We start from the raw sequence: 8,388 nt of genomic DNA, 5'->3' as shown, positions 1-8,388 counted from the left end.
GGAGGGATTTTCGCCACGGCAACGTCCTCGCTGGCGTAGACGGCGTCGAAAGCATTGGTGGACTTCGCGTCCTGATCCCGGACGAGGTGCGTGAAGTCAGCGGCGCGGTTGCCGAGCTGCCACAGCAGTTGTCGGGCCTGCTGGGTCGCCCGTGCGGCGGTGGGGTGCGTGGTGACGCCCAGGATGTGCACGGTGGGAGTGCGCGCTTCCATCACGAGCAGAACGTACAGCCGATGCAGCGCGATGGTGTCGACGTGGAAGAAGTCAGTGGTCAGCGATCCGCTGGTCTGGGTCTTGGGGAACGCGGCCCACTCGCTGCGTGCCGGGTGGCGGCGTGGCGTCGGGCTGATTCCGGCGGCATGCAGGACGCGGCGCGCCGTGGCCGGGCTGATCTTGTGAGCGAGTCGGTGCAGTTCGTCGTGTACGCGACGGAACCCTCGCTGAGGGTTCCCGCTGCCGAGTCGGACGATCAGGTCTCCAAGCTCGTCGGGCGGCAGCGGGCGGCCTGGAAGGGGCGGCTGGGCCCACTTCTTCTTCACCAGGCGCTGGTGCCAGGCGAGCAGGTCGGCCAGAACGGTCCCGGGAATCCTCCGAGTTCGGGTCCTGAAGCGGATCCCTTACGGTTGGTACGGGGTGTACGTGATCGAGGAGACCTTCAGGTACCTCGCGCCGTCTGCTGTGGCCCATGTCGAGTCGTTGGGGTTGCCCGGCCAGTCGCCGCCGACCGCGGTGTTGACGATGAAGTGCATCCCGACACCCGGGGCAGTGGTGTACCACTTGGTGCCGGTGATGGTGCCGTCCACGGCGAAGTCGATGTGATCGGGCCACCAGGTGAACGAGTACGTGTGGTACGCGTTGGTCCAGCCCGCAGAATTTGTCTTCGAGAACTGGGTCTGGGCGTTGTTGGAGTCGTGGGAGGTCTGGTAGACGGTGTTCGGGTTCTGGCCGACGATTTCGGCGGCGTCGAACTCGGGCAGCCACGGATTCAGGTAGGCCGCCCATACCGCAGGCAGGAGGCCCTGGCCGTTGGGCATGCTCGCGGTGAAGCTGTAAGTGCCGTAGCCATAGAGTGCCTTGGACTCCACGCGGCCCGAGTAGTACGTGCTGCCCGACCTGTAGGTCTTGACGACGAGGGTGTTGCCCTCGTACCAGACGCAGTCGGGGGTGTAGGTCTCCAGCTCGTTGTTGGCGGTCCACCGTCCGTTGATGGTGTTCCACGAGTTGATGGTCTGGGGGGCTCCCCAGGACGCCGCGTGGGCTTGCGGCTGCCCCAGGAGAAGCAGTGACAGCGCCGCCAGGGCGGTAACTATCAGGCGTCCCGGCCTGAGAAGTGCAGATGACATCGCGGTTCCATCGCTCGGATGACATGAGGCGGGGGAGCGGTCCCACGCTCCCTTTAACGCCGGACTCTAGAAGTCAGTTTAATATTTGACAAGATGTGTGGCATCGATCTCTTCATGGCTTCCGGAGTTGAAGGCACCAAGTGTCGCACCCCCGGCTTGATAGCAATTGGATACAGACCCTGCCCCCTCCCCAGCACGCTTCGCTGCCGGGGTCCTTCGCCGTGAGCGGGGTGCGGATGAACTGGGCTCAGTCCTCGTCCTGGTCGCCGCCGCCCTCGTGGCCGCCCAGGACGCCGATGACCGTGCCGGCGTGGCTTTTGGGGTCGTCGTCGGCGGTGAGTGGATGCTCGCTGGCGCGAGTCTCCCAGCCCACCGAACTCCGGGCGTCGAGCACGCTCAGGACTTCCGGCGAGAGGGGGCGCAGGGTGACGACCATCTGGCACCCCTGGCCCGGCGGATCAGCCCCCAGCTCCCCGGCTGATCCCGCAGACCCGCCGATAGTCCGCTCCCGGCGCATATGTCCACCACTGCTCCCGCGTCAGGTCGGCGGCCGCGCGGGCGCAGACCTGCTCGACCGCCTGCCCTGCGTCGACGGCGTACTGCTGGAGCGGGACGTGCGGGCTGCCCGCGTACAGGGTCGTGCCGTCGGGTGAGAAAGCCAGGGAGTCGATGCCGTCGCCAGGTGTGGTCAGCGGGGCCGAGGAGCTGGCGGGTCGCCACGTCCCACAGCTGCAGGCTGCCGGTGTCGCCGCCCACGGCCAGGGTCCGGCCGTCGGGGCACGCGGCCACCGCGCTCACCGTTTCCGGGGTCTTGCCGAGCGGTGCCGGGAAGACGTTGCGCAGCACACCGGCGCGTCGGCGGACGTTCCCGTCCCACAGCGCGACCCGGCCCGTCTGGTCGCTGACCGCGAGCAGCGAGCCGTCGGCGGAGAAACCCGCCGCGCCCACCTGCTCGCCCTGCACGAGGTTGTGGCCCGCGGCCCTGCCCGAGGGCAGCGCTGCGTAGCGACACGTCGGGTGCCGAGCACAGTGCGGGAGCGTCGTGTGAACCTGTTTCTCATGTCAATCATTGCAACCGCCGTGGTACTGCTCATCGCCGCTCTGCACGTCTACATCCTGGTCCTGGAGATGTTCCTGTGGACCGGCTCCAGGGCCCGGGCAGCCTTCGGGACCAGTGCCGAGTTCGCCTCCGGGACGAAGGCACTCGCGGCCAATCAAGGGCTGTACAACGGCTTCCTCGCCGCCGGCCTGGTGTGGGGTGCGGTGGCATCCGATCCGGTGGGTTTCCAGGCGAAGGTGTTCTTCCTGCTGTGCGTGGCCGTGGCCGGCGCGTACGGTGGCGCCACGGCCGGCCGAAAGATCGTCTTCGTGCAGACTGTTCCCGCGCTGATCGGATTGGCGCTGGTGCTGGCCGCCCGCTGAGCATTGCCCGGCAAGTTGAACAGGGCTGACGGAACTGTCAGTGGGGGGGCGGCACGATCGGGAGATGTGACTCGTGCCCTGGACCGTGCTGCCCCGTCCCGTTACCCCCGGGCCATCGTGCCCCGCCCCCCGATTGCCCCCAAGGCCGTTAGCCGACCGTGGGCCGCTGGCGCGGGTTCACCTGCCGTGCGAAGTCCTGCCGCGGCGTACGCGAAGTACCAGCACGCAGCCGGCAGCGATGGCCAGCAGGCCGCCGGCGGCGCTGTAGGTGACAGCGTTGCTCATCCCTGTGGAAGCCAGGCCGCCGGCCGTGCCGTTCTCGGCCGGCCGGCCGAGGGGTGCGCCGGCCGCCTTCGCCTGCGCACGGGGGCCGACCGTGCCTGCGGCAGAGGCAACCGGCGCAGCGGGCGTCGGTGTGGCGGCGGTCGGCGTGGAGGCAGGAGACGGGATGCCATTGCCGGCGGTCGCCGACGAGGGCTTCAGCCGGAGCGTCGTGATCGAGTACGGGGGCAGCGTCTGTGCGGTCGCTGTTCCCCGCGTCGCCGTTGTCCGGGCGGTGTCGCCCTTGGCGTACGAAACGGTTGTGACCGTTCCCGGGGCCGGGGTGTATCCGGTGTAGGAGAGTGACACCTGTGCCGCGTTCTGCGGGTTCTTGTTGATCAGCATGACGTTCAGGCCGCCGTTGTCGGCGCGTACCGCGTGCACGGCGACCGACGGGTTGCCCGAGGACGCCTTGACCATGGTGTCGCCGGGCCGGGCCAGTGCGGTCAGCGAGCGGACGCCCCAGTAGGTGGGGAAGGGTGTCTCGCGGGAGGGTTCACAACTCCCGCCGTGGCAGCTTCCGCTGGAGAGTACGCCCTCGTCCTGGTAGTCGGCCTCGCCGTTGACGGAGGTGGGTGCCGTGCCCATGCCGTTGTCCGGCCACTGCGACGGCCTCGGCCACCAGTACCGCGCCCGCGAGCTCCAGGGCAGCGGCCCTGACCGCACGGATCAAACCAGCCGTCAGCTACCAGGGGGTCGGCACCGCCTACGTCGCTGGCGACGGCAGCGGCGCCTGCCTGTACGGGTCGTCCGACAACCTGATGATCGCAGCGATGAACGTCACCGACCATGAGTCGGTCAAGGCGTGCGGAGCCTACGTGCTGGTCCGCGCGGCCAGCGGGGCCACGGTACGGATCGTCAACGAATGCCCGTGGCCCTGCGCGCCGGGGCAACTCGACCTCAGCCGACAGGCGTTCCCCCGGCTCGCCGACCTGTCGGTGGGCCGGCTCCCGATCACCTGGTCGCTGCTGAGCCCGGACCTGCCGGGCAGGATCGCCATCCGGTACAAGACCGGGTCCACCAAGTGGTGGTGCGGGATCCAGGTTATCGGCCACCGGAACCCGGTGGCCGCGCTGGAGGTGCGGGCCGCCGGCGGCTGGCGGCAACTGCCCCGGACCGACTCGACTACTTCCTGTCCGCCGATGGCACCGGCTGCGGCGGGGCGCTCAGGAGCACCGACATCTACGGGGAGCAGCCGACCGTCGACGGCATCTCCGTGCGGCCGGACGTCGCGCAGCCGACGGGCGTCCAGTTCGCCGGGCATTGACCAGCCCGCCGGTCAGCCTTCACCGGCCCGCAACCGAGCACGACCGCTGTTCGAATCCTGGGCTGGGCACTGTTAGGCTGCGCTTCCCGTTGTTAAACGCGCAACTAACGCGCACCATCATTGCCAGGAGAGGGCGACCGGGGGATGGTCCTCGATGACGCGTCCGCGGAGTTCCACGAATTCTTCGAACGCCACTATGCCGAACTCGCCCGTCTAGCACACCTCCTGACCGGCGAGACCGACACGGCGGACGACCTCGCAGCGGATGCCCTGGTCGCCCTGTGGCAGCGCTGGGACCGATTGCGGCAGGCCGACCACCCGCTCGCCTATGCCCGCGGTGTGGTGGCCAACCTGGCGCGCGGACGGATCCGCAGCGCGGTGCGCGAGCGACGCCGGATCACACTCTTCTGGTCCCGCAGCCCCCAGAAGGTCGAGGGACCGGACGTGGCGGCCGTGCTGGACGTCCGCGCGGCGCTCGCCCGGCTGCCGTTCCGCAAGCGCGCCTGCGTGGTGCTGCGGCACGCCTTCGACCTGTCGGAGAAGGACACGGCAGTGGCGCTGGGCATCTCGGTCGGCACGGTGAAGAGCCAGACCTCGAAGGGAATGGCCGAGCTGGAAAGGATACTGGGCGCACGAGCGGCCGGGGACCTGGTGGCAGGGAGGAGGAACCGGTGAACGAGGAGATCGCCCGTCGGCTGCGCGAGGCCGCCGAGGCCCACCGGCCCGACCGTGCGAGGATGCTGGCCCGGGTGCAACGCGGCATGGCCGGCCCCGCCGTCCGTCACCGCGCGCGGCCGTTCGCGAGGTCCGGGACCAGGGTCGCGCTCGCCGGGCTCGCCGCCACCGGCATCCTGGCGACCGGCGGCCTCGCCATCGCCGCCATCGTCGCGCACTCGTCGCCATCGGCCACCGTGACCACGCCTGCCACCCCGTCCCCGACCGCCGGCTCCCCGCACCCGACATCGACCCGCCCCACCCATGTCGCGCCGGCCCCGGCCACCACCCCGGGCAGCGCGCGCCCGACTCCGTCGGCCACCAGTCCATCGCCGGCCGCCGGCGAGAGCCAGAACGGGCCCCTGTGGTCGGCCGGCTCGGTGGACCCGCACAGCACCGTCTACTGGACGCAGAGCAATCTCGCCCTCAAGACGACCCAGCCGCTCACCTCGCTCACGATCGAGATGCGGATCGTGCAGACCGGCGGGGTGCAGAACACCGGCACCTGGCAGACCCTGCCGAGTGCTGACTTCACCGTCACCGCCCAGGAGGCCGACGGCACGCTGGTCTACCGCTGGGTCCTCAAGCCGGGCCTGACCGTGCCGGCCGGGAGCTATGAGTTCGCCGCCCAGTTCAACCACGCCAGCGGCGTGCGCAGCGCCGCGGGCGACGGCTACCGCGTCGACGCGCGGGGTTCGGGCGGCTCCGCGTCGGTCCGGGGAGGGTTCGTCCCGACCCGGTGAACGCCGCTGTGCGGCAAGGGGACGAGTTCCCTTGCCGCACAAGCTCGATGGGAGAACGAGTACCCGACGGCTGGCACGGGGTCCAGTCGGCCGGGCCGGCGTTGGCCCCAGCGGCGTAGGTGGCCTTCGCGGTGGCCGGCAGGCCGCCGTGGAACAGGGTGGGGATGGTGACGGCGGCCGTGAAAATTCTTCCCTCGACCGCGGCAACCTTTGTGTGCGTGGCGGCAACTGGCGGGTAACCGGGGCCGGATCAAGGCCCGCTGTGCCAGAAGGACATGCCGTTGTCAGATCAGAACCGCTCTCATCGCCGCCGTCCGGCTGCCCGCCGCGTGCTCGTCGCCGCCGTGGTTCTCGCCGCCGCTGGTGCTGCCGTACCCCTGGTCGCCCAGGCCGCACACACGCCGAATGCCCGCACGCCGACCCTGGCCGGTGCAGCGGCCGGCAGTGGCCGCTACGTCGGTACGGCGGTGTCCTCGGGCAGGCTCGGCGACTCGACGTACTCCGCCATTCTCGACCGGGAGTTCAACATGATCACCCCGGAGAACGAGATGAAGTGGGACACCACCGAACCCTCCCGCGGGAACTTCAACTTCGGCCCGGCCGACTCGATCGTGGGCCACGCCGCCGCGCACGGCCAGCGCATGCGCGGGCACACCCTGGTCTGGCATTCCCAACTGCCCGGCTGGGTCAAGTCCATCACCGACGCCAACACCCTGCGCAGTGTGATGGACAACCACATCACCACCGAGATGACCCACTACAAGGGCAAGATCTACGCCTGGGACGTGGTCAACGAGGCGTTCGCCGACGGCGGCAGCGGTCAGCACCGCAGCTCGGTTTTCCAGGACGTGCTGGGCAACGGCTTCATCGAGGAGGCGTTCCGCACGGCCCGGGCCGCCGACCCCCCGGCCAAGCTCTGCTACAACGACTACAACATCGAGAACTGGACCGACGCCAAGACGCAGGGCGTCTACGCGATGGTCAAGGACTTCAAGTCCCGCGGTGTGCCCATCGACTGCGTCGGCTTCCAGAGCCACTTCGGCGCCGGCGGCCCGCCGGCCAGCTTTCAGACCACCCTGTCCAAGTTCGCCGCGCTCGGGGTGGACGTCCAGATCACCGAACTCGACATCGCCCAGGCGTCGCCGGCGGCGTACGCAGGCGCCGTCCAGGCGTGCATGAACGTCGCCCGCTGCACGGGCATCACGGTGTGGGGGATCAGGGACAGCGACTCGTGGCGAACCGGTGAGAACCCGCTGCTGTTCGACAGCAGCGGCAACAAGAAGCCCGCCTACAACGCGGTGCTCACTGCCCTGGGCGGCAGCAGCGGCGGCGGCACGCCGGGCGGGGGCATCACCTCCGGCACGGTCTACACGCTCTCCGACGTGGCCGCCGGACGCGTTCTCGACGAGCCCGCGGGATACAACGGCAATGGCACCCCGCTCCAGGTGTGGGACGCCAGCGGTGCCTCCAACCAGCAGTGGCGGGCCGACCGGAACAGCGACGGCTCCTACACGCTGACCAACGTCGCCAGCGGCCGGGTACTGGACGAGCCGGGCAACCAGACGGGCAACGGGACCAGGACGCAGGTCTGGGACTCCAACGGCGGCGCCAACCAGCACTGGCGGGCCGGCCGCAACAGCGACGGCTCCTTCACGCTGACCAACGTCGCCAGCGGCCGCGCGCTGGAGATCCCCGGCGGTCACACCGCCAATGGCACCCCCGTCCAGATCGGGGACTCGGGCGGCGGCGCCAACCAGCACTGGAACTTCAGGACTTCGACGGCCGCGCCGATGGGCGGCACGTGTGCTCTTCCGTCGACATACCGGTGGACGTCAACGGGTGCGCTGGCGCAGCCGGCGAACGGGTGGGTCTCACTGAAGGACTTCACCAACGTGGTGTACAACGGCAAGCACCTGGTCTACGCGTCGAACGTGTCGGGATCGTCGTACGGCTCGATGGCCTTCAGTCCCTTCACGAACTGGTCGGACATGGCGTCGGCCGGCCAGACCGGGATGAGCCAGGCCGCGGTGGCGCCCACGCTGTTCTACTTCGCGCCCAAGAAGATCTGGGTGCTGGCGTACCAGTGGGGCGCGTCGCCGTTCGTCTACCGCACGTCGAGCGACCCCACCAACCCCAACGGCTGGTCCGCGCCGCAGCCGCTGTTCACCGGCAGCATCCCGGGCTCCGGCACCGGCCCGATCGACCAGACCCTGATCGCCGACGACCAGAACATGTACCTGTTCTTCGCCGGTGACAACGGCAAGATCTACCGGGCGAGCATGCCGATCGGGAACTTCCCGGGAAACTTCGGCTCGTCGTACACGACGGTCATGAGCGATTCGACGAAGAACCTGTTCGAGGCGCCGCAGGTCTACAAGGTCCAGGACCAGAACCAGTACCTCATGATCGTCGAGGCTCGGGGTGCGAATGAGCAGCGCTACTTCCGCTCGTTCACCGCCACCAGCCTGAGCGGTTCCTGGACCCCGCAGGCCGCCACCGAGAGCAGCCCCTTCGCGGGCAAGGCCAACAGCGGTGCCACCTGGACCAACGACATCAGCCACGGTGACCTGGTCCGCAA

General features: G+C 69.4%; 10 protein-coding genes and 1 pseudogene. 5 read left to right on the top strand and 6 right to left on the bottom strand.

The features are described 5' to 3' along the window. The 4 genes and pseudogenes from AV521_RS46045 to AV521_RS53130 all read right to left on the bottom strand — a co-directional run. Positions 1–539, bottom strand: a pseudogene (locus AV521_RS46045) (transposase); the annotation flags it as partial. A gap of 78 nt (positions 540–617) precedes the next feature. Further along, on the bottom strand, positions 618–1,343 hold the full coding sequence (locus AV521_RS46040) for a family 16 glycosylhydrolase (RefSeq protein ID WP_076097924.1): 726 nt from the start codon (positions 1,341–1,343) through the stop codon (positions 618–620). A 247-nt stretch (positions 1,344–1,590) separates the two neighbouring features. Then, a complete protein-coding gene (locus AV521_RS46035) occupies positions 1,591–1,779 on the bottom strand; it encodes a hypothetical protein (protein ID WP_076097923.1) in 189 nt (62 codons plus the stop codon). Continuing rightward, positions 1,740–2,132: a hypothetical protein gene (locus AV521_RS53130; RefSeq protein ID WP_371917121.1), complete on the bottom strand. Its 393-nt coding sequence runs from the start codon at positions 2,130–2,132 to the stop codon at positions 1,740–1,742. Before AV521_RS53130 ends, AV521_RS46035 begins: the two co-directional genes overlap by 40 nt. Before the next feature lie 270 nt (positions 2,133–2,402). On the opposite strand from AV521_RS53130, the gene AV521_RS46030 reads away from it, so the two are divergent. Then, positions 2,403–2,765 carry a DUF1304 domain-containing protein gene (locus tag AV521_RS46030; protein WP_076097925.1) on the top strand — a complete coding sequence of 121 codons (363 nt, stop codon included), beginning with the start codon at positions 2,403–2,405 and terminating at the stop codon, positions 2,763–2,765. Positions 2,766–2,942: 177 nt separating this feature from the next. Here the strand turns inward: AV521_RS46030 and AV521_RS52165 are convergent, their stop codons facing one another. Further along, positions 2,943–3,674 carry a hypothetical protein gene (locus AV521_RS52165; RefSeq protein WP_256726028.1) on the bottom strand — a complete coding sequence of 244 codons (732 nt, stop codon included), beginning with the start codon at positions 3,672–3,674 and terminating at the stop codon, positions 2,943–2,945. Between AV521_RS52165 and AV521_RS46020 the strand changes: the two genes are divergently transcribed. The 3 genes from AV521_RS46020 to AV521_RS46010 all read left to right on the top strand — a co-directional run bounded on the left by AV521_RS46020 (position 3,662) and on the right by AV521_RS46010 (position 5,810). After that, positions 3,662–4,429, top strand: coding sequence for an expansin EXLX1 family cellulose-binding protein (locus AV521_RS46020; protein ID WP_305965233.1), 768 nt, complete (start codon positions 3,662–3,664; stop codon positions 4,427–4,429). The two genes, AV521_RS52165 and AV521_RS46020, sit on opposite strands and share 13 nt — an antisense overlap. 68 nt (positions 4,430–4,497) lie before the next feature. Then, positions 4,498–5,028, top strand: a complete 531-nt coding sequence (locus tag AV521_RS46015; protein WP_076097921.1) for a SigE family RNA polymerase sigma factor — start codon at positions 4,498–4,500, stop codon at positions 5,026–5,028. Next, positions 5,025–5,810: a hypothetical protein gene (locus AV521_RS46010; RefSeq protein WP_076097920.1), complete on the top strand. Its 786-nt coding sequence runs from the start codon at positions 5,025–5,027 to the stop codon at positions 5,808–5,810. Before AV521_RS46015 ends, AV521_RS46010 begins: the two co-directional genes overlap by 4 nt. Here the strand turns inward: AV521_RS46010 and AV521_RS49995 are convergent. Further along, on the bottom strand, positions 5,701–5,997 hold the full coding sequence (locus AV521_RS49995; protein WP_179023910.1) for a hypothetical protein: 297 nt from the start codon (positions 5,995–5,997) through the stop codon (positions 5,701–5,703). The genes AV521_RS46010 and AV521_RS49995 overlap by 110 nt on opposite strands. An 88-nt stretch (positions 5,998–6,085) precedes the next feature. On the opposite strand from AV521_RS49995, the gene AV521_RS46005 reads away from it, so the two are divergent. Next, on the top strand, positions 6,086–8,388 hold a 2,303-nt coding region (locus tag AV521_RS46005), incomplete at its 3' end, for a non-reducing end alpha-L-arabinofuranosidase family hydrolase (protein ID WP_256726027.1).

The sequence above is a fragment of the Streptomyces sp. IMTB 2501 genome, assembly GCF_001953885.1.
Classification (GTDB): Bacteria; Actinomycetota; Actinomycetes; order Streptomycetales; family Streptomycetaceae; genus Streptomyces.
This window is presented reverse-complemented; position numbering and strand designations above follow the sequence as displayed.

Bases quoted from the DNA above. Each gene is read 5' to 3' on its own strand.
- AV521_RS46040 (WP_076097924.1), bottom strand. From the start codon at position 1,343: ATGTCATCTGCACTTCTCAGGCCGGGACGCCTGATAGTTACCGCCCTG.
- AV521_RS46035 (WP_076097923.1), bottom strand. From the start codon at position 1,779: ATGGTCGTCACCCTGCGCCCCCTCTCGCCGGAAGTCCTGAGCGTGCTC.
- AV521_RS46030 (WP_076097925.1), top strand. From the start codon at position 2,403: ATGTCAATCATTGCAACCGCCGTGGTACTGCTCATCGCCGCTCTGCAC.
- AV521_RS52165 (WP_256726028.1), bottom strand. From the start codon at position 3,674: ATGGGCACGGCACCCACCTCCGTCAACGGCGAGGCCGACTACCAGGAC.
- AV521_RS46015 (WP_076097921.1), top strand. From the start codon at position 4,498: ATGGTCCTCGATGACGCGTCCGCGGAGTTCCACGAATTCTTCGAACGC.